Origin of the sequence: Nocardioides campestrisoli, assembly GCF_013624435.2 — a bacterium.
GTDB classification, from domain to species: Bacteria; Actinomycetota; Actinomycetes; order Propionibacteriales; family Nocardioidaceae; genus Nocardioides; species Nocardioides campestrisoli.
Map to the genome: position 1 here is coordinate 1,447,546 of NZ_CP061768.1, position 23,945 is coordinate 1,471,490.

Genomic DNA, 23,945 nt, shown 5'->3' on the forward strand with positions numbered 1-23,945 from the left:
CACGTCCGAGAGGTACGCCCATGCCCCCCGTCACCGACACCCCCGCGGAGATGTCGAGCGACGCCGCGTCCGTCTTCCACCTGCTGGAGCCCCGGCTCCCGTCGGTCTCCAAGCCCATCCAGTACGTCGGCGGTGAGCTCAACTCCACCGTCAAGGACTGGAACTGCGCCGCCGCGACCGCCGAGGGCGGGGAGACCGTCCGCTGGGCGCTGATGTACCCCGACGCCTACGAGGTCGGCCTGCCCAACCAGGGCGTCCAGATCCTCTACGAGGTGCTCAACGAGCGCGACTGGATCCTGGCCGAGCGCACCTACGCGGTGTGGCCGGACATGGAGAAGGTGATGCGCGAGGACCGCATCCCGCAGTTCACCGTCGACGGGCACCGGCCCGTCCGCGCCTTCGACGTGCTGGGCCTGAGCTTCTCCACCGAGCTGGGCTACACCAACATGCTCAACGCCCTCGACCTGGCGGGCATCCCGCTGCACGCCGCCGACCGCGGCGACGAGGACCCGGTGGTGCTCGCGGGCGGCCACGCCGCCTTCAACCCCGAGCCGATCGCGGACTTCATCGACGCCGCGGTCCTCGGCGACGGCGAGGAGGTCGTCCTGGCGATCTCCGAGGTCGTCCGGGAGTGGAAGACCGAGGGCCGCCCCGGCGGTCGCGACGAGCTGCTGCGCCGCCTCGCGGTCAGCGGCGGCGTCTACGTCCCGCGGTTCTACGACGTGGCCTACGGCGCCGACGGCTCGATCGAGGCCGTGGTGCCGAACCGCCCCGGCATCCCGTTCCGGGTGCGCAAGCACACCCTGATGGACCTCGACGCCTGGCCCTACCCGGCCAAGCCCCTGGTGCCGCTGGCCGAGACCGTCCACGAGCGCTACTCGGTGGAGATCTTCCGCGGGTGCACCCGCGGCTGCCGGTTCTGCCAGGCCGGGATGATCACCCGCCCGGTGCGCGAGCGCTCCATCACCACCATCGGCGACATGGTCGAGAACGGCATCCGCAAGACCGGGTTCGAGGAGGTCGGCCTGCTCTCGCTCTCCAGCGCCGACCACACCGAGATCGGCGACGTGGCCAAGGGCCTGGCCGACCGGTACGAGGGCTCCAACGTCTCGCTCTCGCTGCCCTCGACCCGGGTCGACGCCTTCAACATCACCCTGGCCAACGAGTTCTCCCGCAACGGCCGGCGCTCCGGGCTGACCTTCGCCCCCGAGGGCGGCAGCGAGCGGATGCGCAAGGTGATCAACAAGATGGTCACCGAGGAGGACCTGATCCGCACGGTCGCCGCGGCGTACTCGCACGGCTGGCGCCAGGTGAAGCTCTACTTCATGGTCGGGCTCCCCACCGAGACCGACGAGGACGTGCTCCAGGTCGCCGAGCTGGCCAAGAAGGTGATCGCCAAGGGTCGTGAGGTCTCCGGCCGCAACGACATCCGCTGCACGGTCTCGATCGGCGGGTTCGTGCCCAAGCCGCACACCCCGTTCCAGTGGGCCGCCCAGCTCGACCACGAGACCACCGACGAGCGGCTCAAGCAGCTGCGCGACGTGGTCCGCGAGGACAAGAAGTACGGCCGCGCCATCGGCTTCCGCTACCACGACGGCAAGCCCGGCATCGTCGAGGGACTGCTCTCGCGCGGCGACCGCCGGGTGGGCCGGATCATCGAGCAGGTCTGGCGCGACGGCGGCCGGTTCGACGGCTGGAGCGAGCACTTCTCCTACGACCGGTGGATGGCCGCCGCCGAGCGGGCCCTCTCGGGCACCGGGGTCGACGTCGCCTGGTACACCACCCGCGAGCGCGACCTGGACGAGGTGCTCCCGTGGGACCACCTCGACTCGGGCCTGGACAAGGACTGGCTCTGGGCCGACTGGGAGGACGCCCTGGCGGCCGCCGAGGGTGCCGACATCGAGGTCGAGGACTGCCGGTGGACCCCGTGCTACGACTGCGGCGTGTGCCCTGAGCTGGGGCTCGACATCCAGATCGGCCCGACCGGGCAGAAGCTGCTCCCGCTCAGCGTCGTCTGAGCACCCGGCCGGCCCGCCGAGCGCTCACTCGCACTCGGTGAGGCCGGCCACCAGCAGGTCGACGGCGACCGCGTCATGGTCGGAGACCGCGCTCGGCACCACCCGGGCGGCGCGCGGGATCGCCGCCTCGTGCACGAACACGTAGTCGATCCGGGCGCCCGGGGACCGTCCGGCGGTCGGCCCTCGGCCCACCCCCACCCGCGTCCAGGCGTCGGAGAGCGCGGAGGTCAGGGTCGCGTAGGGCACGGTCACCGGCGAGGCGTTGAAGTCGCCGCCGAGGACCACGGGCGCGCCGCCGCGCTGCACCAGGCCGCGCACGTGGTCGGCCTGCTGCCGGCGCAGCGGGTCCGAGGTGTGGTCGAAGTGCGTGTTGTAGACGTCGACCAGCTCGGGCCCCGCCTGCACCCGGGTACGCAGCACCCCGCGCTGCTCGGTGCCCGGGGCGTGCGGCAGCAGCACGTGCTCGGTCTCGACGATCGGCAGCCGCGAGAGCGTCGCCACGCCGTACTCGGCGCGCCCGGGGAAGCGCACGTTGGGGGCGAAGGCGTGGCTCATCCCCAGCTCCTGGGCCAGCACCGCGGGCATGTCGATCGCGCCCGTGCGGGGCCGGAACCGGTCGACCTCCTGGAGCATCACGACGTCGGCCTCCAGGGCCCGGATCTCCTCGACGATGCCCGCCAGGTCACGACCCCGGGGGCCGATGCCCCCATGGATGTTGAAGGTCGCCACCCGCAACGGGGTGACCCGGGGGCGGGGGAGGCAGAGCCGGCCGCCCAGGTCCACCGCTGGACGCGGGACCTGGGCGGGGGCGGGCGCGGGTGCCCCGCGGCGGGTCTCGGTCGGGACTCCGGGACGCGGAGGCTTCGTGCTGCCCGGAGCGCCGGGCGTCCTCGTGCCGGGCGGCGTGCTCGCGCCGGTGGACGGCGCAGGGACGACAGGTCCGGCCGACAGCGGCGGGGAGGGTGCGGGCGAGGGGGAGCGCCGGTCGAGCGCGTCCAGCGCGGTCTGGGCGTCCCGAGGGGCAGGGTCCAGGGAGACCACCGCGAGCGCCACGAGCGAGCCGACGGCCAGGACGGCCACCAGCACCCAGGGCAGGGTGCTCGACCAGCGATTCATCCGGGCTCCGAGACATGTGGGACGTGTGGGACATCATAGGTGGATGCGCCGCGTGGGGGACCGAGAACGAAGGAGCCGACTGGCTCTACGGCACGGACTGGCTCCCGGGGCCCGGTTCGCCGACCCGGTGACGGCAGCGGCCGCGATGACGGCGCTGCACGCCACCGAGGCGGCCAGCGTCCACCTGGCGCTCTGGGCCAGGGTCGAGGGCGTACGCGTGGCGGACGTGGACCGGGCGCTGAACCAGGACCGCTCCCTGGTCAAGCAGCTGGCGATGCGACGCACGTTGTGGGCCGTGCCCCGCGACCTGCACGCGGCGGTGCTCGGCAGCGCAGCCGCCCGGGTGGCGCAGGCGGAGCGGCGGAGGCTGGTCAAGGACGTCCAGGCCGAGGGTCTGGCCGAGGACGGCGAGCGCTGGCTGGAGGGAGTGCGCGAGCTCACCCTGGCGCAGCTGGCCGACGGTGTGCCGAGGTCGGTGCCCCGGCTCCGCGCCGCGGTGCCGGAGCTCTCCGAGAAGATCACCCGCGGCGCCGGCCGGTGGCGGACCAGCATCTATGTGGCCACACCCGTCACCACGGTGCTCGGCGCGCAGGGGGAGATCGTCCGGGGTCCCAACGAGGGCGGTTGGTGGCAGCCGCGTCCGACCTGGGTCGCCGCCGACAGCTGGCTGGGTCCGCGGGAGGAGCCGTGGCCGGAGGAGGCTGGGTACCTGGAGCTGGTGCGCCGCTGGCTGTGGACCTTCGGTCCCGGGACCGAGGACGACCTGGTGTGGTGGCTCGGCTCCACCCGGACCGCCGTACGCCGTGCCCTGAGCACGCTCGGCGCGGTCCAGGTCGAGCTGGACGGCGGCGCGGTGGGATGGCTGCGGCCGGACGACGCGGAGCCGGTGGGCGAGGTCGAGCCCTGGGCCGCGCTGCTGCCGACCCTGGATCCCACCACGATGGGCTGGAAGGGACGAGACTTCCATCTCGCCGCGGAGCACCGGCCACGGATCTTCGACAGCGTCGGCAACGCCGGCACCAGCGCCTGGTGGGACGGCCGGATCGTCGGCTGCTGGGTGCAGGACGAGGAGGGCACGGTCCGGGTGGTGCTGCACGAGGACGTCGGGCGTGCGGGCACGGCGCGACTCGACGAGCTGGCGGCGGGGTTGACGGGCTGGCTGGACGGGACGCGGGTGGGCAACGCCTACAGCTCACGGCAGCTCAAATCGGCGTCCCTGCCCTGACGCGGTTACGGTGTGAACGTGCGTGAGCAGCCCGAGCAGCAAGCCCCCCCGGTCCAACGACTGCGGATCCGTTACGCCAAGCGCGGGCGGCTGCGGTTCACCAGCCACCGCGACTTCAGCCGCGCCTTCGAGCGGGCGGTGTTCCGGGCGCGGATCCCGATGGCCTACTCGTCGGGGTTCAACCCGCACCCGCGCATCTCCTACGCCGGCGCCTCGCCCACCGGGGCGGCCTCGGAGGCGGAGTACCTGGAGATCGGGCTGGCCCAGGTGGTCGACCCCGCGGACGTGCACCGGGAGCTCGACGAGGCACTGCCCGAGGGCCTCGACGTGCTCGAGGTCGTCGAGTCGCCCGGCGGCTCGCTCAGCGACCAGCTGACCGGCAGCCGTTGGCGCATCGGCCTGCCGGGGGACGCGGACCTCGCACCCCTGGTCGAGCGGTTCCTGGCCCAGGAGACGATCCTGGTGGAGCGGATGACCAAGAAGGGCCTGCGCGAGTTCGACGCCCGCGGGGCCGTCGTGTCGATGCGCGCCGAGCCGGGCCCGGGCGGCACCGTCCTGGACCTCGTGCTGCGGCACACCGTGCCCGCGGTGCGGCCCGACGACGTGCTGACCGCGATGGGCAAGGTCGGGGAGCTCAAGCACGCCGGCGCTCCGGTGCTGACCCGGCTGGAGCAGGGTCCGTTCGACGAGCTGACCCAGACGATCGGCGACCCGCTGCACGTCGCGACATAACCGGATCCCCAGAGGCGTGTGCGATACTCGGCTCGGTCGTTCCTGACGGCGCAGGTCGCCAGGGAAGATCCGACGACGTTCTCGCCGGTCCGACACCCGTCGAACCGGCACGGAGGATGGTGTCGACGCCAGACCGCGACGCGGCCCGGGTGAGTCGGTGACAGAGGCCCACCCAGTGACACTCAGGGACACCCAGGTGGCACAGGGTCCGGCGACCGCGGCAGGTGCCCGGCGCCCATCCCTCGACGCGCCCGCGGAGGGTGTCGTTGCCACCGAAGGCTTTGCGCCGCGGATCCTGACTGCCCGGGTCCCGGCGTCCTACACACCGGTGCGACGCACCGGTCGAGGAGCGCACATGCTCGACGAGAACCTGACCGAGAACAACCAGGACGCGGCGGACCAGCCCGTCAGCGAGACCGGGAACGCGCCGGAGGGCGCAGCCGCCGACCCGGCGGCGAAGCCGGCGAGGAAGACCGCGGCCCGCAAGAGCGCCGCCAAGAAGGCGCCGGCCAAGAAGGCCACCACCCCGCGCAAGAGCACGGCCAAGAAGGCCGTCGCCGCTCCCGCGGGCGACGACCAGGTCGACGCGGCCGCCACGCCCGAGGCGGCGCCTGAGGACCAGGCCGCCGCCGGTGCGGCCGAGCAGGCCCCCGCGAAGAAGGCGCCCGCCAAGCGCGCCCCGCGCAAGAGCACCGCCAAGAAGACCGCCCCGGCCGAGGCTGCCGCCGAGCATGCCGAGGCCCCGGCTCAGGTCTCGGGCACCCTTCCTCTCTTCCAGGCTCCGGAGGCCCCGAAGGCCCCGGCCCGCCGCACCCGCAAGAAGGCGGTGGCGGCTCCCGAGCCCGTGGCCGCGTCGGAGGCTCCCGCCGCCGAGTCGACCGAGTCCGCCGCGGAGGCCGCCGAGGCGGCTGCGGACACCGCGCCGAAGGTCACCCGGACCACGCGCTCGGCTCGCAGCCGGTCGCGGGCCGCCAAGACCACGCAGGCCGCCCCCGCCGCGGCCGAGACGCCCGAGCCCGTCGAGGCCGCCGCGCCGGCCGACGAGGACGAGCTCGTCGAGGCCGAGGCCGAGATCGAGACCCAGGTCGAGGCGGCCGAGCCGATCGAGACCAGCGACGCCACCGAGGACTCCGGTTCCGACGACGAGGACTCCGAGGACCAGAACGAGGACCAGAACGAGGACCAGAACGGTGACGGGTCGCCCTCGCGGCGCCGTCGCCGTCGCGGAGGCCGTCGCCGGCGCAAGGCAGGCGACTCCCAGGACGACAACGCCCCGAGCGGTGCGGAGTCCCCGGGCGCCGAGGCCGAGGAGGCCACGCCCGCCGACGCCGCCGAGTCCGGCAGCGAGGGTGGCGCCGAGGCGGGCGACTCCGCCGCGGGCGAGGAGGAGGGGTCTTCCTCGGGCTCGCGTCGTCGCCGGCGTCGTCGCCGCAGCGGTGACGGCGGGGGAGGGGCCGAGGGCTCCGACGACCCGGAGAACACCGTCACCCGCGTCCGCAAGAGCCGTACCGGCGAGGACCAGATCACCGCGCTCGCCGGCTCGACCCGGCTGGAGGCGAAGAAGCAGCGCCGGCGTGAGGGCCGCGAGGCCGGCCGCCGTCGGGCCCCGATCGTCAGCGAGGCGGAGTTCCTCGCCCGCCGTGAGGCCGTCGACCGGGTGATGGTGATCCGGCAGAAGAAGGACCTCACCCAGATCGCGGTGCTGGAGGACAAGGTGCTCGTGGAGCACTACGTCGCCCGCGAGTCGCAGACCTCCCTGATCGGCAACGTCTACCTCGGCCGGGTGCAGAACGTGCTGCCCTCGATGGAGGCGGCGTTCATCGACATCGGCAAGGGGCGCAACGCGGTCCTCTACGCCGGCGAGGTCAACTGGTCCGCGCTGGGCCACAAGGAGGGCCAGCCGCGCAAGATCGAGTCGGTGCTCTCCTCCGGCCAGAGCGTCCTGGTCCAGGTGACCAAGGACCCGGTCGGCCACAAGGGCGCCCGGCTGACCAGCCAGATCAGCCTGGCCGGCCGCTTCCTGGTCTACGTGCCCGACGGCACCACCAGCGGGATCTCCCGCAAGCTCCCGGACACCGAGCGCAACCGGCTCAAGACGCTGCTCAAGGACATCGTGCCGGACAGCGCCGGGGTGATCGTGCGCACCGCCGCGGAGGGCGCCAGCGAGGACGAGCTGACCCGCGACGTCGAGCGGCTCAAGGCGCGCTGGGAGGACATCGAGGCCAAGGCCCGCGGCAACGCCCCGCAGCTGCTCTACGGCGAGCCCGACCTGACGCTGAAGGTCGTGCGCGACCTCTTCACCGAGGACTTCAAGAAGCTGGTCATCGAGGGGGACGACGCCTGGGACACCGTCCAGGGCTACGTCACCCACGTGGCGCCCGACCTCGAGGACCGGCTCGAGCGCTACCAGCCGGCCGACAACGCCTCCGCCCAGCAGGGCGACGTCTTCGCGGCGTACCGGATCGACGAGCAGATCGCCAAGGGCCTGGATCGCAAGGTCTTCCTGCCCTCGGGCGGCTCCCTGATCATCGACCGCACCGAGGCGATGACGGTCGTCGACGTCAACACCGGCAAGTTCACCGGCTCGGGCGGGAACCTCGAGGAGACCGTCACCAAGAACAACCTGGAGGCGGCCGAGGAGATCGTCCGCCAGCTGCGGCTGCGCGACATCGGCGGCATCATCGTCGTCGACTTCATCGACATGGTCCTGGAGTCCAACCGCGACCTGGTGGTCCGCCGCCTGGTCGAGTGCCTGGGCCGCGACCGCACTCGGCACCAGGTCGCCGAGGTGACCTCGCTGGGCCTGGTGCAGATGACCCGCAAGCGGATCGGGACCGGGCTCCTGGAGTCGTTCTCCACCGACTGCGAGCACTGCGCGGGTCGTGGGGTCGTGGTCAAGAACGCACCGGTCGAGGCGAGGGCCTCCTCCGGCGACGACGAGTCCCGTCGCGGCGGTCGCCGCGGGAAGGGCCGGGGCAAGGAGTCCGGGAACGGAGGCGGCGCGGCCGGCGGTACGTCGGAGCGCGCGACCGAGAGGCCCGCCGTGGCCCCCTCGCCCAAGGACGTGGCCGCGATGGCCAAGCCGGAGAACGCCGGGGTCGCGGTCACGGACGAGCCCGGGTCGACCCCGGCGCAGCCCGAGGTGCAGGAGTCCACGACGGAGGCCGCCCCCGCGCAGTCCGAGGTCGCGCAGTCCGAGGTCGCGCAGCCCGAGGTCGCGCAGTCCGAGGTCGCGCAGTCCGAGGTCGAGCGACCGAAGGTCCAGCAGCGCAAGGTCTCGCGACGCAGGGTCGAGCGGCCCCGGGCGGAGCAGCCCGAGGTCGGGCAGCCGAGGCCCGAACCGACGCCCGAGCCCGCCCGCAGCGAGCCGGACGCCGTCGTGGCACCCGTCGCCGCTCCGCCGGCCGACGAGCAGGCTCCCCGCGTGGTCACCCGTACCCGCCGCCGGGCCGCCTCACGGCCCGCCGGCCCCCCGGAGACGTCCTCGGCCCCGTCCGTGGTCGCCGCGGACGCCACCGAGGCCTCTGGCACCCCCGGTGCCTCGCCGGAGGGCGAGGACGGGGCCAACGACTCCCAGGTGGAGCACGTGCCGGTGAAGAAGAAGGGGGCACGCAAGCGCTGACCCCGACGAACGGGACGCGGGACCAGCCGCGTTTTGCGTGCGGGTCCCGTCGTCCGTAGTATTGCCCCTCGGTGTGTCCCACACCTTCCCGCCAGCGCGCTCGACGTCGTGTCACCAAGAACGCGGCAAGCTGGATCATGCGCGGCGGGCGCCCTGAGTTTGCAGTTGTTGATGGACTGTTCGAGTCCGACGAGGAGAGTGAGTCGCGGTGTACGCGATCGTGCGGAGTGGCAGCAAGCAGCAGAAGGTTGCTGTCGGCGATGTCATCGAGATCGACCAGGTCCAGACCGCCGTGGGCGAGTCCGTGGCGCTTCCCGTCGTGATGGTGGTGGACGGCGAGTCCGTCACCGCCACCGGGCTGGACAAGGCCTCTGTGACCGTCGAGGTTCTCGGTGGCACCAAGGGCCCGAAGATCATCATCCAGAAGTACAAGAACAAGACCGGCTACAAGAAGCGCCAGGGTCACCGCCAGAAGTACACCCAGGTCAAGGTCACCGACATCTCCGTCTGAGCGGCTCCGCGCCACTCGCGATCCATCACGAAGGACTGAACTCATGGCACACAAGAAGGGTGCGGCCTCGACCAAGAACGGTCGCGACTCCAACGCACAGCGCCTCGGCGTCAAGCGCTACGGCGGCCAGGCCGTCGGCGCCGGCGAGATCATCGTCCGCCAGCGCGGCACGCACTTCCACCCCGGCAGCGGCGTCGGCCGCGGTGGCGACGACACCCTGTTCGCCCTGGTGGCGGGCGCTGTCGAGTTCGGCACCAAGCGTGGCCGCAAGGTCGTCAACGTCGTTCCCGGCGAGTGACCTGACGCTTCGCGCAGCACATACTTCCTTCGAAGGGCGTCCCTAGACTTGGGGGCGCCCTTCGTGTTGTTCCACCCCCACTGAGGAGATCCATGGCAGTCCCCACGTTCGTCGACCGCGTCACCCTGCACGTCAGCGCAGGTCGCGGCGGAAACGGCGTGGCGTCCGTGCACCGCGAGAAGTTCAAGCCGCTCGGCGGCCCCGACGGGGGCAACGGCGGTCCGGGCGGCTCGGTGATCCTGCGGGTCGACCCGCAGGTGACCACGCTGATCGAGTACCACCACAGCCCCAAGCGGAAGGCCGAGAACGGTGGCCACGGGGCCGGTGACCACAAGAACGGCGGTCACGGCAGCGACCTGGTCCTGCCCGTCCCGGACGGGACGGTCGTGACCGACGCCCAGGGCAACGTGCTCGGTGACCTGATCGGCGCGGGCAGCGAGATGGTGGTCGCCTCCGGCGGCCGCGGCGGTCTCGGCAACGCCTCGCTCGCCTCCTCCAAGCGCAAGGCCCCGGGCTTCGCGCTGCTCGGTGAGCCCGGCGACGAGCTGGAGATCCACCTGGAGCTCAAGGTGGTCGCCGACATCGGCCTGGTGGGCTACCCCAGCGCCGGCAAGTCCTCGCTGATCGCCGCGATCTCCCGCGCCCGGCCCAAGATCGCGGACTACCCGTTCACCACCCTGGTGCCGAACCTGGGTGTGGTGCGAGCCGGTGACACCGTCTTCACCGTCGCCGACGTCCCCGGGCTGATCGAGGGGGCGGCCGAGGGCCGAGGGCTCGGCCACGACTTCCTGCGGCACATCGAGCGGTGTGCCGCGCTCGTGCACGTGGTCGACACCGCCTCCATCGAGCCCGGCCGCAACCCGGTCGACGACCTCGAGGTGATGGAGTCCGAGCTTGCCCGGTACGGCGGCCTGGAGGATCGGCCGCGGCTGGTCGCGCTGAACAAGATCGACGTGCCCGACGGCGCGGAGATCGCCGACATGGTGATCGACGACCTCCGGGAGCGCGGCCTGCTCGTCTTCCCGATCTCGGCCGCCTCCGGCGAGGGGGTGCGCGAGCTGACCTTCGCGATGGCGGAGATCGTCGCCCGGACCCGGGCCGAGAAGCCCGAGGTGGAGGCGACCCGGATCGTGATCCGTCCCCCTGCCGTCGGCGGCGGGGGCGACTTCGAGGTCACGCGGGACGGCGAGGGTTGGCGCGTGCGGGGCGCCAAGCCCGAGCGGTGGATCCGTCAGACCGACTTCAGCAACGACGAGGCGGTGGGCTTCCTCGCCGACCGGCTCAACCGGCTGGGTGTGGAGGACAAGCTCATCAAGCTCGGCGCCGAGGAGGGCGACACCGTGCTGATCGGTCACCCCGACAACTCGGTGGTCTTCGACTTCAAGCCCGAGATCCAGGCCGGTGCCGAGATGCTCGGACGTCGTGGCGAGGACCAGCGGTTCGAGGAGTCGCGGCCGGCACGCCAGCGGCGTCGCGACATCGACGAGGCGATGGGGGAGCGGGCCGAGAACGAGACCCGCGCCGACGTGGCGCGGCGCCTCGACACGGGGCCGTCATTCGGACCGAGCTCGTACGAGATCGGGTCGCCGCAGGACCCCGACTGGGCTGAGGACGACCCCGAGGCATGAGCGAGCCCAGCGCCCGGCGGGAGGTCGTGCTGGAGGCCCGGCGGATCGTGGTCAAGGTCGGGTCCTCGTCGCTGACCAGTGCGGCCGGCGGCATCGATCCCGACCGGGTCGCTGAGCTGGTCGACGTCCTGGCGGCCGTCCGCGCCCGGGGCGCGGAGGTCGTGCTCGTCTCCTCCGGCGCGATCGCCGCGGGGCTCGCGCCGCTGGGCCTGGCCCGGCGGCCACGGGCCCTGGCGGCCCAGCAGGCCGCGGCCTCGGTGGGTCAGGGCCTGCTGGCCCATCACTACCAGCAGGAGTTCGCCCGGCACGGGATCGTCACCGGCCAGGTGCTGCTGACCGCCGAGGACGTCACCCGCCGGGTGCACTACCGCAACGCCTACCAGACGCTGGCCAAGCTGCTGGAGCTGGAGGCGCTGCCGGTCGTCAACGAGAACGACACGGTCGCCACCTCCGAGATCCGGTTCGGGGACAACGACCGCCTGGCGGCGCTGGTCGCGCACCTGGTCCACGCCGACCTGCTGGTGCTCCTCTCCGACGTCGACGGCCTCTACGACGGTCCGCCCAGCCTGGCGGGCACCCGGATGCTCAGCGACGTGCGCTCGGCGAAGGACCTCGAGGGCGTCCGGATCGGCAGTGCCGGCTCGGCCGGCGTCGGCACCGGGGGCATGGTGACGAAGGTGGAGGCGGCGCGGATCGCGACCGGGGCGGGCATCCCGGTGGTGCTGACCTCGGCCGACAACGCGGTCCAGGCTCTCGGGGGAGAGCCCGTGGGGACGCTCTTCCACGCCCGCGGCCGTCGCCGGCCCACCCGCCTGCTCTGGCTGGCCCACGCCTCCGAGCCCAAGGGGCGCCTGGCGCTTGACGCTGGCGCGGTGCGCGCCGTGGTCGAGCGGCGCGCCTCCCTACTCGCAGCCGGGGTCACCGGGGTCACGGGCCGGTTCTCCGCCGGCGACCCGGTCGACCTGATCGATCCGGACGGACGCCCGGTCGCCCGGGGGCTGGTCAACTTCGACTCCGAGGAGGTGCCGGCCCTGCTCGGCAAGTCCTCCCAGCAGCTCAAGCGCGAGCTCGGCGCCGGCTTCGAGCGCGAGGTGGTCCACCGCGACGACCTGGTAATCCTCGACCAGCTCTGAGAGACCAGCTCTGAGAGACCGTCTCGGGGAGATCGGCTCTGAGAGACCGGCTCGGGGAGATCGGCCTCCCGAGGCTCCTGTGGCCAGTAGGTTGCCGAGTGTGCGTCGCCTCCTGCTCCCGCTCGGCGCTGCGGCGTGCCTGCTGGCGGGCGCGGGGCTGAGCACAGTGCGCCTGGTCCAGCCGGAGGTGGGGCTCGCGGTCCGCCTCGTCGCGCTCGCGCCCTGGGCGGTCCCGGCGTACCTGCTGGCCCTGCTGCTCCTGGTCTCGATGCTCCTGACCTCCCGGGCCCGGAGGCACCTGGCGCCGAGGCTGGCGCCCTGGGCGGCGCTCGCGGTCGCCGGGCTGGTGCTGCACGGGACCTGGCTGGCCCCGCTGTTCGTGGGCGCCGGCGAGCCCCCGGCCGACGCCGGTCCACGGCTGCGGGTGATGACCGCCAACCTGCTCAACGGCACTGCGGACGCCGAGGCGCTGGTGCGACTCGCCGAGGCGCAGGACGTCGACCTGCTCGCCGTCCAGGAGGTGACCCCGACCAGCCTGCTGCTGATGGAGGAGGCGGGGCTCAACGAGCAGCTGCCGTTCCACGCCGGGCAGGCGCTGTACGGGGTGGAGGGCACGATGCTCTACTCGCGCTTCCCCCTCAGCGGTGAGCGGGCGGTGCCCACCCGGTGGACCTCGTTCGTGGTGGCTGCCCGGGTGGAGGGGACGAGGTTCCGCGTCCTGGTCACCCATCCGGAGTCCCCGATGGGGAACGCGGCGCAGTGGCGCGAGGACCACCGAATGCTGCGCGAGACCGTCGGCGGCCGGCCGCCGGACCTGCTGATGGGCGACCTCAACGCCACGCCGGACCACCGCGAGCTCCGCGCGCTGCTGGACGCCGGGCTGCGCGACGCCGCGGAACAGGCGGGCTCGGGGTGGCAGCCGACCTGGCCCTCGGCGGGCGAGGTGGGGCGGGGGCCCCTGTCGCTGCCGCCGGTGGTGACGATCGACCACGTCCTGGTGGGCGACGGGTGGACGGCGACCCGCACCCGGACCCTCGAGGTGCCCGGCACCGACCACGCGGCCCTGGTCGCGGAGGTCGTCGCGCCCTGAGCGCGGCGTGACGGTGCGCGGGGGCGCTCCCGGGGTCCGTCCACACCGCCCGTGCCGGGCGCCCACCCGGAGCGCCGTAGGCTGAGAGCGACATGGACACCGCGACCCCTCCCTCGGTCTACCTCGACCACGCCGCCACCACGCCGATGCTCCCGGTGGCCGTGGAGGCGATGCGCACCCACCTGGAGCAGGTCGGCAACGCCAGCTCGCTGCACGCCTCGGGGCGACGTGCCCGTCGGGTGGTGGAGGAGAGCCGCGAGCAGCTCGCCCAGTCGCTCGGCTGCCGTCCGGGCGAGGTGGTCTTCACCTCGGGCGGGACCGAGTCGGACAACCTGGCGCTCAAGGGCATCTACTGGGCCCGACGGGCGCAGGACCCCCGCCGGGTCCGCGTCCTGGCCACCGCGGTCGAGCACCACGCCGTCCTCGACCCGCTGCACTGGCTGGCGGTCGCCGAGGGCGCCAAGGTCGAGCTGCTCGAGGTGGACGCCACCGGGCGGCTCGACGTCGAGGTCTTCCGCCGGTGCCTGGAGCAGGACCCCGAGTCGGTCGCCCTGGTCTCGGTGATGTGGGCCAACAACGAGGTCGGCACGCTCCAGCCGATCGACGACGTGGTGGCGATCGCGGGGGAGCACGGGATCCCCGTGCACACCGACGCCGTCCAAGCGGTAGGGTCGGTCCCGGTCCACGTCGGCGACAGCGGTGTGGACGCCCTGACCTTCACCGGGCACAAGCTCGGCGGACCCTACGGAGTCGGTGCCCTGGTGGTACGCCGGGAGGTGCCGGTGACCGCGCTGCTGCACGGCGGCGGGCAGGAGCGGGACATCCGCAGCGGCACCCTGAACCCGCCCGGGATCGCGGCCCTGGCCGCCGCGGTCGAGGCCGCGGTCGCCAACCAGGAGGCGCACGCCGCGCGGCTCTCCGCGCTGCGCGACGACCTGGTCCGCCGGGTCCTCGAGGTGGTGCCGGACGCCCACCTGCACGGGGATCCCGTACGACGGCTGCCCGGCAACGCGCACCTGGGCTTCCCCGACTGCGAGGGCGACTCCCTGCTGATGCTGCTGGACGCCCAGGGGATCGAGTGCTCCACCGGATCCGCCTGCTCGGCCGGCGTGCCGCAGCCCTCGCACGTGCTGCTGGCGATGGGGTGCGACCCCGCGCAGGCCCGGCACTCGCTGCGCTTCTCGCTGGGCCACTCCAGCACCCCGGCCGACGTCGACGCGCTGGTCTCGGCGATCGGACCCGCGGTCGAGCGGGCCCGGCTGGCGCACCGAGGCACCCGGTGAGGGTCCTCGCGGCGATGTCCGGCGGGGTCGACTCCGCCGTCGCCGCTGCCCGTGCCGTCGACGCCGGCCACGACGTGACCGGCGTGCACCTGGCGCTCTCGCGCAACCCTGCGTCGTACCGCACGGGGGCCCGGGGCTGCTGCACCATCGAGGACAGCAACGACGCCCGGCGGGCCGCCGACGTCCTCGGGATCCCGTTCTACGTCTGGGACCTGTCCGACCGCTTCCACGCCGACGTCGTGGAGGACTTCATGGACGAGTACGCCGCCGGCCGTACGCCCAACCCGTGCCTGCGCTGCAACGAGAAGATCAAGTTCGCCGCCGTCCTCGACCGGGCCCTGGCCCTGGGCTTCGACGCGGTGGCGACCGGGCACTACGCCCAGCTGCGCACCGGGGAGGACGGCCTGATCGAGATGCACCGGGCACTCGACCCGGGCAAGGACCAGTCCTACGTGCTCGGCGTGCTCACCCAGGAGCAGCTCGAGCACGCGCTGTTCCCCCTGGGCGACACCACCAAGCCTGACGTGCGCCGCGAGGCCGCCGAGCGAGGGCTGCTGGTCGCGGACAAGCCCGACAGCCATGACATCTGCTTCGTCGCCGACGGTGACAACGCCGGGTGGCTCAAGGAGAAGCTCGGTGACCGGGCGCCCAACACCGGCGGCCCGATCGTGGACGAGGAGACCGGGGAGGTCCTCGGCGAGCACGAGGGGACCGTCGCCTTCACCATCGGCCAGCGCAAGGGCCTGCGGATCGGTCGGCCCGCACCGGACGGCCGGCCGCGGTTCGTCCTCGACATCGAGCCGGTCTCCGGCACGGTCACCGTGGGCCCGCGGGACCGGCTCACCGTCCACCGCCTCCGCGGCAGCCGGCCACGGTGGTGCGGCACCGTGCCGTCGAGGCTCGAGGGCACCGTGCAGCTGCGCGCCCACGGCGGCGAGCACCGGGCCGTGGTCGAGGTCCACGACGACCAGGTGAGCATCGAGCTGCTCGACCCCGCCCAGGGGATCGCGCCGGGTCAGGCGGCCGTGATCTACCAGGGCACCCGGGTGGTCGGCTCGGCCACCATCGACGCGACCGAGAGGGCAGCCCGATGACCCGCGCGACCGGAGTCGGCTCGATGCCCGCACTCGTCTCCGCGGACCCCGCGCGCACCTACGCCGAGGCCGTGCGCACCGTGCTCGGCGAGCTGCCCGAGCTGCCGCACGTCCCCGAGCTCCCGGGCCGCGGGGCCGGCGCCGAGATGACCGGACGGACCCTGGCGGTCGTGGCCGGCCTCGGGGCGGACCTGCAGCCCGCCGGGTGGCGGCTCACCGACGCGGCCGGCGTGGACCACCGGCGGGCCCGCTCGCTGCTCGCCCAGGACCTCGACCAGGTCGAGGAGCAGACCCAGGGGTACGTGGGCCCCTTCAAGACCCAGGTCACCGGGCCGTGGACGCTGGCCGCCACGGTGGAGAAGCCGCGCGGCGACAAGGTGCTCTCCGACCACGGCGCCCGCCGCGACCTGGCCCAGGCGCTGGCCGAAGGCGTCCGGGACCACGTGGCCGACCTGCGCCGACGGCTGCCCGGGGTGGACCGGCTGGTCGTCCAGGTCGACGAGCCGGCGCTGGCCGCGGTCCTGGCGGCCCGCGTGCCGACGGCCAGCGGCTTCGGCCGGCACCGGGTCGTGCACCCGCCCGAGGCGTCGGCCGCGCTCGAGTGGGTGCTCTCGGCGATCGCCGACTCGGGCGCCGAGCCCTGGGTGCACAGCTGTGCCGCCGGGACCCCGCTCGGGCTGCTGCGCGGGGCGGGGGCGCGCGGACTGGCGGTCGACCTGGCCCAGCTCTCCGCGGAGGACCACGACGAGCTCGGCCAGGCCCTGGAGGCAGGGGAGACGGTGGCGCTCGGGGTGCTGCCCACCACCGAGCCGGCCGACCCCGGCGACGACGCCCGTCTCGCCGAGCGCGTGCTCCGGTGGCTGGACATGCTGGGCTTCGACCCCGAGGAGGTCGGCGACCGGCTGGTGGTCAGCCCGGCCTGCGGGCTCGCCGGGAGCTCTGCGGACTGGGCCCGACGCGCGCTGACGCTCACCCGCGCGACCGCGCAGGCCCTGACCCACGGCTGACCGCGCCGGGGCGCGCAGGCCCTCAGCCGACCTGCACCGTCACCGTGGCAGGCGTGAGGGCGTAGTTGTTGCCCTGGTCGAACTGCCACACCGAGAGACAGCGTGCCCGCGGGCAGGCTCGGCGCCCCGTACGACGCTCAGGCGGCGGACCCGGCGCGCTCGGGTGTCCAGGTGAGCGTGCCGGTGGCGGCCACCAGCCCGAGAGCCAGGAACCCCGGGATGCGGCACGCCCGGCTGTCGTCCGTCCGCTGATCCTCCGGGGCTGAGTCCGGGCCAGACGCTGTCGGCGACGCAGGGCAAGATGGTGCCATGAGCACGTCCGAGGTCCCTCCCGCGTCGCCCGAGGTCGCTCCCGCGCCGCCCGAGGCGCGCGAACGCCACCAGGAGCTGTCCGAGCAGGTCGAGGAGGCGCGCTGGCGCTACTACGTCCTCGACTCCCCGACGCTGGACGACGCGGAGTTCGACCGGCGGATGCGCGAGCTGGAGGCGCTCGAGGAGGCCCACCCCGAGCTGCGGACGCCGGACTCGCCGACCCAGAAGGTCGGGGGCGCGGTCTCCACCGAGTTCACCGCCGTCGACCACCTCCAGCCGATGGAGTCGCTGGACAACGCCTTCTCCTTCGAGGAGCTCCAGGGCTGGTACGCCCGGCTGGCCCGGGACGGGATCACCGACGCCGAGCTGCTCTGCGAGCTCAAGGTCGACGGCCTGGCGATCAACCTGCTCTACGAGCGCGGCCGGCTGGTGCGGGCGCTGACCCGCGGCGACGGCCGCACCGGCGAGGACGTCACGCCCAACGTGCGCACCATCGACTCGGTGCCGCACCGGCTCACCGGCACCGACGAGTTCCCGGTGCCCGACCTGGTGGAGGTCCGCGGCGAGGTGTTCCTGCCGACCGACGCGTTCGAGCGGCTCAACTCCGCGATGGCCGACGCCGGGAAGCCCCCGTTCGCCAACCCCCGCAACGCCGCCGCCGGGTCGCTGCGGCAGAAGGACCCCCGGGTGACCGCCACCCGGGCCCTGGGCATGGTCTGCCACGGGCTGGGGGCGCGCCAGGGCTTCGAGCCGGCCACCCAGTCCGGGTCCTACGACGCGATGCGCGCCTGGAGCCTGCCCACCTCCGACCAGGTGCGGGTGGTGCCGACGTTGAGCGACGTCGAGGCGTACGTGACGAAGGTGGGGGAGGAGCGGCACACCATCGTCGGCTACGAGATCGACGGGGTCGTGGTCAAGGTCGACTCGGTCGCCCTCCAGCGCCGGCTCGGCTCGACCAGCCGCGCGCCGCGCTGGGCGATCGCGTACAAGTACCCGCCGGAGGAGGTCAACGCCAAGCTGCTCGCCATCGAGGTCAACGTCGGCCGGACCGGCCGGGTCACCCCGTTCGGGGTGATGGAGCCGACCCGGGTGGCGGGCTCCACGGTGGAGCGGGCCACGCTGCACAACGCCCACGAGGTCGCACGCAAGGACGTGCGCCCCGGCGACACCGTCATCCTGCGCAAGGCCGGCGACGTGATCCCGGAGATCCTGGGACCGGTCCTCCCGCTGCGGCCCGAGGGCCTGGCGGAGTGGGTCATGCCCACCCACTGCCCCTCCTGCGGCACCAAGCTGGCCCAGCAGAAGGAGGGCGACAAGGACCTGCGCTGCCCCAACTCCGAGGCCTGCCCCTCCCAGGTGCGCGAGCGGGTCTTCCACGTGGCCGGCCGGGGCGCGTTCGACATCGAGGGGCTCGGCTACGAAGCGGCCGACGCCCTGCTGGCCTCCGGGGTGATCGCCAACGAGGGGGACGTCTTCGGCCTGGACGAGAGCGGGCTGGTGCGCACCGAGCTCTTCACCCGGGCCGCCAAGAAGGCCGAGCTCGAGGCGGGCAGCGGTCCCCGCGTCCTCAGCGCCAACGGCCGTCGGCTCCTGGACAACCTCGACAAGGCCAAGCAGGTCCCGCTGTGGCGGGTGCTGGTGGCGCTGTCGGTGCGGCACGTCGGCCCGACGGCCGCGCGGGCGCTGGCGACCCGGTTCGGCTCGATGGAGGCGATCCGCGAGGCCGACGAGCAGCAGCTGGCCGACACCGAGGGGGTCGGCCCCACCATCGCTGCGTCGGTGCGCGAGTGGTTCGACGGACCCCAGGCCGACTGGCACCGAGCCATCGTGGAGAGCTGGGCGGCGGCCGGGGTGACGATGGCCGACGAGCGCGACGAGTCGGTGCCCCGCACCCTGGAGGGCCTCACCGTCGTGGTCACCGGCTCCCTGGAGGGCTACACCCGCGACTCGGTCAAGGAGGCGATCATCGCCCGCGGCGGCAAGGCCTCGGGCTCGGTGTCGAAGAAGACCGACTACGTGGTGGTGGGTGAGAACGCCGGCAGCAAGGCCGACAAGGCCGAGCAGCTGGGCCTGACCATCCTCGACGAGGCCGGCTTCGACCGGCTGCTCGCCGAGGGCCCGCCGCCAGCGGACTAGTCCAGGGCGCGCAGCACCAGGCGGGCGACCGCGGCCTGCTCCGGGGCGAACGGGTGGTAGGGGATCGCCTGGTTCGTGAGCCGCTTGCCGTTCACCCACGGGTCCTGCGCGCAGACGTCGTGCCCGCGGCTGGCGCGGGCCACGTCGACGTACGCCGCTCCGCTCCGTCGGGCCGCCTCCCGGAGCTCGGTGTTGAGCCGCCGGGTGACCAGGCGGGTGTAGCCGTAGTCGCCGCGGGCCAGCGGGAGGTCGGCGCAGGTGCCGGTGCGGGGCGCCAGCTGCGGGTAGCCGACCACCACGACCCGCGCCTGCGGGCTGCGTCGTTCGATGGCGCGGATCCCCCGGAGCACCCGGGTCCCGGTGCGCTCGATCTTGGACAGCAGCCGGTCGCCGCCTCCGGGCGTGCGCATCGCCGCGCGGCACGGGGCGCCCCGAGGGTCGGTGGGCGCGAGCGTCGGGCAGGTGGTGACGAGCGTGGCGAAGACGCCGAAGTCGTTGCCGCCCATCCCGAGGGTCACCAGGTCGGTGCGGGCGTCGAGCGCGTCGAGCTGGGGCGGCACCGAGATCGCGAAGACCCGCTGGGGCCCGCGCAGGTTGCGGGTGTCGGCGCCGGTGCAGCTCACGTCGACCACCTCGGTGCCGGGCAGGGATCGCGCGAGCACGGAGGGGTAGTTGCTGGTCGACCGGGCGCAGACGCCGCCTGCAGGCTCGGGTACGCCGGGCGCCGCGGTGTAGGAGTCGCCGAGCGCGACGTAGCGCACCGGGCCCGCGGGCCCGGCCAGCCAGTCGGGAGCGGCAGGCTCCTCGGGCGCCGCCGGGACGTCCTCGGACGGGTCGGCGACGGGCGTCTCCTGGGTGCTGGGAGGGACCCGGCCGCCGGAGTCGCCGGAGTCCCTGCCGGTGCTCGCGCCCCAGGCGCCCACGACCAGGCCGGAGGCGACCAGGACGGCCCCCGCGACACCCGCCGCACGAGCCCGGCGAGTCCTCAGGTGCATGCGGGCGTCCCCTTCCGGCGAGCGTTGAGGGAAGGCTACTCCGGGCGCGGTGACCGGCGGAGGCCGAAACCGGGCGTCCCCATAGGATGGGGAGCTGATGTCCCGCTCGTCTGGCAAAGGATGCTGATGCCTGAAATCTCCCGCGACGAGGTCGCGCACCTGGCCGTCCTGGCCCGGATCGACCTCTCGGACGCCGAGCTCGACCACCTGGCTCCGCAGCTGAGCGTGATCCTGGAGTCGGTCGCCTCGATCAACGAGGTGGCGAGCGCCGACGTGCCGCCGACCTCGCACCCGCTGCCCCTGACCAACGTGTTCCGCGACGACGTCGTCGTGCCGGGCCTCAGCGCCGAGCAGGCGCTCGCCGGGGCGCCGGAGTCCGAGCAGCAGCGGTTCTCCGTGCCGCGGATCCTGGGAGACGAGCAGTGAGCGAGCAGACGATGGACTGGACCCGACAGACCGCCGCCCGGATGGCCGACGCGCTGGCCGCCGGCGAGGTGACCAGCGTGGAGCTGACCCGCGCGCACCTGGACCGGATCGCCGAGGTCGACGGAGACCGGGACGCGGGCGTGCACGCCTTCCTGCACGTGGACGCCGAGGGCGCGCTCGCGCAGGCCGAGGCCTCCGACGAGCGCCGACGGGCCGGCGCGCCGCTGAGCGACCTGGACGGCGTCCCGATCGCCGTCAAGGACGTGCTGACCACCGAGGGGCTGCCGACCACCTGCGGGTCGAAGATCCTCGAGGGCTGGATCCCGCCGTACGACGCCACCGTGGTCCGCAGGCTCCGCGAGGCGGGGCTGCCGATCCTGGGCAAGACCAACATGGACGAGTTCGCGATGGGCTCCTCCACCGAGCACTCCGCCTACGGCCCGACCCGCAACCCGTGGGACCTGGACCGGATCCCCGGCGGCTCCGGCGGCGGTTCGGCCGCGGCCGTCGCGGCCTTCGAGGCGCCGCTGGCGCTCGGCACCGACACCGGCGGCTCGATCCGCCAGCCCGGCGCGGTCACCGGCACGGTCGGGGTCAAGCCGACCTACGGCGGGGTCTCCCGCTACGGCTTGGTGGCCCTGGCCAACTCCCTGGACCAGGTCGGCCCGGTCACCCGGACGGTGCTCGACTCCGCCCTGCTGCACGAGGTGATCGGCGGGCACGACCCGCTCGACAGCACCTCGGTGCCCCATGAGCTGCCGTCGTTCGTGGCCGCCGCCCGTGAGGGGGCGACCAAGGACCTGACCGGCCTCAAGGTCGGCGTGATCACCGAGCTGCGCGGCGAGGGCTGGCAGCCGGGCGTGATGGCCCGGTTCGACGAGACGGTGCAGCAGATGGTCGCCGCCGGCGCCGAGGTGGTCGAGGTCTCGTGCCCGAGCTTCGTGCACGCGCTGGCCGCCTACTACCTGATCCTGCCCGCCGAGGCGTCGAGCAACCTGGCGAAGTTCGACGCCATGCGCTACGGCCTGCGGGTCCTGCCCGAGGGCATCGACGCGCCGAGCGCCGAGGAGGTCATGCGGGCCACCCGCGACGCCGGCTTCGGCGACGAGGTCAAGCGCCGGATCATCCTGGGCACCTACGCGCTGTCCAGCGGCTACTACGACGCCTACTACGGCCAGGCGCAGAAGGTCCGCACGCTGATCTCGCGCGACTTCGAGGCGGCGTTCGAGCAGGTCGACGTGCTGGTCAGCCCGACCGCCCCCACCACGGCGTTCAAGCTGGGGGAGAAGCTCGACGACCCGCTGGCGATGTACCTCAACGACCTCGCCACCATCCCGGCCAACCTGGCCGGGGTCCCGGGCATCTCGGTGCCGTGCGGCCTCGCCGAGGAGGACGACCTGCCGGTCGGCTTCCAGGTGCTGGCGCCCGCCCTGGCCGACGACCGGCTCTACCGGGTCGGCGCCGCCGTCGAGGCACTGCTGGAGGAGACGTGGGGTGGTGCGATCCTCGACCGCGCCCCCGAGCTGAAGGGAGCCTCGCTGTGAGCACCGGGACCGCCGACCTGCTCTCCTACGAGGAGACGCTGGAGAAGTTCGACCCGGCGCTGGGCCTGGAGGTCCACGTCGAGCTGAGCACCCTGACCAAGATGTTCTGCGGGTGCCCGACGGAGTTCGGCGCCGAGCCGAACACCCAGGTCTGCCCGACCTGCCTGGGCCTGCCCGGCGCGATGCCGGTGGTCAACCGCAAGGCGGTGGAGGGCGCGATCCGGATCGGGCTGGCGCTCAACTGCCAGATCGCCGAGTGGTGCCGGTTCGCCCGGAAGAACTACTTCTACCCGGACATGCCGAAGAACTTCCAGACCTCGCAGTACGACGAGCCGATCGCCTTCGAGGGCTGGATGGACGTGCAGATCGAGGGTGCTGACGGCGAGCCGGAGACCTTCCGGGTCGAGATCGAGCGCGCCCACATGGAGGAGGACACCGGCAAGACGCTGCACGTCGGTGGCTCCACCGGCCGGATCCACGGTGCCGACTACTCGCTGGTCGACTACAACCGGGCCGGCATCCCGCTCATCGAGATCGTCACCAAGCCGATCCGTGGGGCGGGGGACCGCGCCCCGGAGATCGCCAAGGCGTACGTCGCCCAGCTGCGTCAGCTGATCGTCGCGCTCGGGGTCTCCGACGCCCGGATGGACCAGGGCTCGATCCGCGCCGACGTCAACCTGTCGCTGGCCCCGAAGGGCTCCGACGCCCTCGGCACCCGCACGGAGACCAAGAACGTCAACTCGCTGCGCTCGGTGGAGCGCGCGGTGCGCTACGAGATGCGCCGGCACGCCGCCGTCCTGACCTCGGGCTCGACCATCCTGCAGGAGACCCGGCACTGGCACGAGGACACCGGGATCACCACCAGCGGCCGGGAGAAGTCCGACGCGGAGGACTACCGCTACTTCCCCGAGCCCGACCTGGTGCCGGTGGCTCCGTCGCGGGAGTGGGTCGAGGAGCTGCGCGGCACCCTGCCGGAGAACCCGACCGAGCGGCGCAGCCGGCTGCAGGCCGAGTGGGGCTTCTCCGACCTGGAGATGCGCGACACGGTCGGGGCCGGGGCGCTGGAGTTGATCGAGCAGACCATCGCGGCCGGTGCCGCGCCGCAGGCGGCCCGCAAGTGGTGGCTGGGCGAGATGGCCCGGCGGGCCAACGACACCGGCACCGAGATCGACGCCCTGGGTGTCACCCCCGAGCAGGTGGCGGCCGTCCAGGCACTGGTCGACGCCGGCACGCTCAACGACAAGCTGGCCCGTCAGGTCTTCGACGGCCTGCTGGCCGGCGAGGGCACCCCGGAGGAGATCGTCGCGGCCCGCGGGCTGGCGATCGTCTCCGACGAGGGGGCGCTGGGCACCGCGGTGGACAACGCGATCGCGGCCAACCCCGACGTGGCGCAGAAGATCCGCGACGGCAAGGTCGCCGCGGCCGGCGCGCTGATCGGTGCGGTGATGAAGGAGATGCGCGGCCAGGCCGACGCCGGCCGGGTCCGCGAGCTGATCCTGGAGAAGCTCGCCTGACCCGTTCCTCCGGAACCCTCACGATGCCCTCGGACCCCTTGTCGGGGTCCGGGGGCATCGGCGTAGAGTGACCCCGTCGCGACGACCGTCGCGGCACACCCACGCTCACAGGTGGGGGAAGCCGGTCCAAGTCCGGCGCTGACCCGCAACCGTAGGCACGGTCCCGACCGTGCGAGCCGGAACACCCGCTGTGCTGCGTCCGAACATTCGCTGTCGAGGAACACGGCGGGTTCGCTCCCTCCGTGGACCGTCCCCGCCCGC

The 23,945-nt window shown here is 73.4% G+C and carries 18 protein-coding genes and 1 riboswitch; of the genes, 16 read left to right on the forward strand and 2 right to left on the reverse strand.

Features of this window, described 5'->3' with window-relative positions; all coding sequences use genetic code 11:
- Positions 1-50 precede the first annotated feature (50 nt).
- Positions 51-2,018: a TIGR03960 family B12-binding radical SAM protein gene (locus tag H8838_RS06960; RefSeq protein ID WP_181310843.1), complete on the forward strand. Its 1,968-nt coding sequence runs from the start codon at positions 51-53 to the stop codon at positions 2,016-2,018.
- A gap of 24 nt (positions 2,019-2,042) precedes the next feature.
- Here the strand turns inward: H8838_RS06960 and H8838_RS06965 are convergent, their stop codons facing one another.
- Positions 2,043-3,134, reverse strand: a complete 1,092-nt coding sequence (locus tag H8838_RS06965; protein WP_185995036.1) for an endonuclease/exonuclease/phosphatase family protein — start codon at positions 3,132-3,134, stop codon at positions 2,043-2,045.
- 43 nt (positions 3,135-3,177) lie between these two features.
- On the opposite strand from H8838_RS06965, the gene H8838_RS06970 reads away from it, so the two are divergent.
- The 12 genes from H8838_RS06970 to ligA all read left to right on the forward strand — a co-directional run bounded on the left by H8838_RS06970 (position 3,178) and on the right by ligA (position 19,205).
- On the forward strand, positions 3,178-4,359 hold the full coding sequence (locus tag H8838_RS06970) for a winged helix DNA-binding domain-containing protein (RefSeq protein WP_185995035.1): 1,182 nt from the start codon (positions 3,178-3,180) through the stop codon (positions 4,357-4,359).
- Positions 4,360-4,377: 18 nt separating this feature from the next.
- Complete coding sequence (locus tag H8838_RS06975) at positions 4,378-5,091, forward strand: TIGR03936 family radical SAM-associated protein (protein WP_185995034.1); 714 nt, start codon at positions 4,378-4,380, stop codon at positions 5,089-5,091.
- Positions 5,092-5,446: 355 nt separating this feature from the next.
- On the forward strand, positions 5,447-8,713 hold the full coding sequence (locus H8838_RS06980; protein ID WP_185995033.1) for an Rne/Rng family ribonuclease: 3,267 nt from the start codon (positions 5,447-5,449) through the stop codon (positions 8,711-8,713).
- A 208-nt stretch (positions 8,714-8,921) separates the two neighbouring features.
- Positions 8,922-9,224, forward strand: a complete 303-nt coding sequence (gene rplU / locus H8838_RS06985; protein ID WP_181310428.1) for a 50S ribosomal protein L21 — start codon at positions 8,922-8,924, stop codon at positions 9,222-9,224.
- 43 nt (positions 9,225-9,267) lie between these two features.
- The gene (gene rpmA / locus H8838_RS06990) at positions 9,268-9,522 is read left to right on the forward strand and encodes a 50S ribosomal protein L27 (RefSeq protein WP_181310429.1); all 255 of its coding nucleotides are present in this window, start codon (positions 9,268-9,270) and stop codon (positions 9,520-9,522) included.
- Between the two features lie 92 nt (positions 9,523-9,614).
- Entirely contained in the window at positions 9,615-11,150 is a 1,536-nt protein-coding gene (gene obgE, locus H8838_RS06995) for a GTPase ObgE (RefSeq protein WP_181310430.1), read from the forward strand.
- Positions 11,147-12,283: a glutamate 5-kinase gene (gene proB, locus H8838_RS07000; protein ID WP_185995032.1), complete on the forward strand. Its 1,137-nt coding sequence runs from the start codon at positions 11,147-11,149 to the stop codon at positions 12,281-12,283. Before obgE ends, proB begins: the two co-directional genes overlap by 4 nt.
- A gap of 100 nt (positions 12,284-12,383) precedes the next feature.
- A complete protein-coding gene (locus H8838_RS07005; RefSeq protein ID WP_185995031.1) occupies positions 12,384-13,373 on the forward strand; it encodes an endonuclease/exonuclease/phosphatase family protein in 990 nt (329 codons plus the stop codon).
- A 92-nt stretch (positions 13,374-13,465) separates the two neighbouring features.
- Positions 13,466-14,656, forward strand: a complete 1,191-nt coding sequence (locus H8838_RS07010; protein WP_185995030.1) for a cysteine desulfurase family protein — start codon at positions 13,466-13,468, stop codon at positions 14,654-14,656.
- Positions 14,653-15,750, forward strand: coding sequence for a tRNA 2-thiouridine(34) synthase MnmA (gene mnmA, locus H8838_RS07015; RefSeq protein WP_224766441.1), 1,098 nt, complete (start codon positions 14,653-14,655; stop codon positions 15,748-15,750). Before H8838_RS07010 ends, mnmA begins: the two co-directional genes overlap by 4 nt.
- The gene (locus H8838_RS07020; protein WP_181310434.1) at positions 15,747-16,757 is read left to right on the forward strand and encodes a uroporphyrinogen decarboxylase/cobalamine-independent methonine synthase family protein; all 1,011 of its coding nucleotides are present in this window, start codon (positions 15,747-15,749) and stop codon (positions 16,755-16,757) included. Before mnmA ends, H8838_RS07020 begins: the two co-directional genes overlap by 4 nt.
- A 309-nt stretch (positions 16,758-17,066) precedes the next feature.
- A complete protein-coding gene (gene ligA, locus H8838_RS07025; RefSeq protein WP_185995029.1) occupies positions 17,067-19,205 on the forward strand; it encodes an NAD-dependent DNA ligase LigA in 2,139 nt (712 codons plus the stop codon).
- On the opposite strand, the gene H8838_RS07030 is transcribed toward ligA, so the two are convergent.
- The gene (locus H8838_RS07030) at positions 19,202-20,200 is read right to left on the reverse strand and encodes an SGNH/GDSL hydrolase family protein (RefSeq protein ID WP_185995028.1); all 999 of its coding nucleotides are present in this window, start codon (positions 20,198-20,200) and stop codon (positions 19,202-19,204) included. The genes ligA and H8838_RS07030 overlap by 4 nt on opposite strands.
- Before the next feature lie 126 nt (positions 20,201-20,326).
- Here H8838_RS07030 and gatC point away from each other — a divergent pair, with 126 nt between their 5' ends.
- Genes gatC through gatB form a run of 3 tightly spaced genes read left to right on the forward strand, consistent with a single transcriptional unit; the run spans position 20,327 to position 23,684 of the window.
- A complete protein-coding gene (gene gatC, locus H8838_RS07035) occupies positions 20,327-20,626 on the forward strand; it encodes an Asp-tRNA(Asn)/Glu-tRNA(Gln) amidotransferase subunit GatC (RefSeq protein WP_181310437.1) in 300 nt (99 codons plus the stop codon).
- A gap of 11 nt (positions 20,627-20,637) precedes the next feature.
- Positions 20,638-22,170: an Asp-tRNA(Asn)/Glu-tRNA(Gln) amidotransferase subunit GatA gene (gene gatA / locus H8838_RS07040; RefSeq protein WP_185995171.1), complete on the forward strand. Its 1,533-nt coding sequence runs from the start codon at positions 20,638-20,640 to the stop codon at positions 22,168-22,170.
- On the forward strand, positions 22,167-23,684 hold the full coding sequence (gene gatB, locus H8838_RS07045) for an Asp-tRNA(Asn)/Glu-tRNA(Gln) amidotransferase subunit GatB (protein ID WP_185995027.1): 1,518 nt from the start codon (positions 22,167-22,169) through the stop codon (positions 23,682-23,684). The genes gatA and gatB overlap by 4 nt, the downstream gene beginning before the upstream one ends.
- 79 nt (positions 23,685-23,763) lie before the next feature.
- Positions 23,764-23,891, forward strand: a riboswitch (cobalamin riboswitch).
- Positions 23,892-23,945 lie beyond the last annotated feature (54 nt).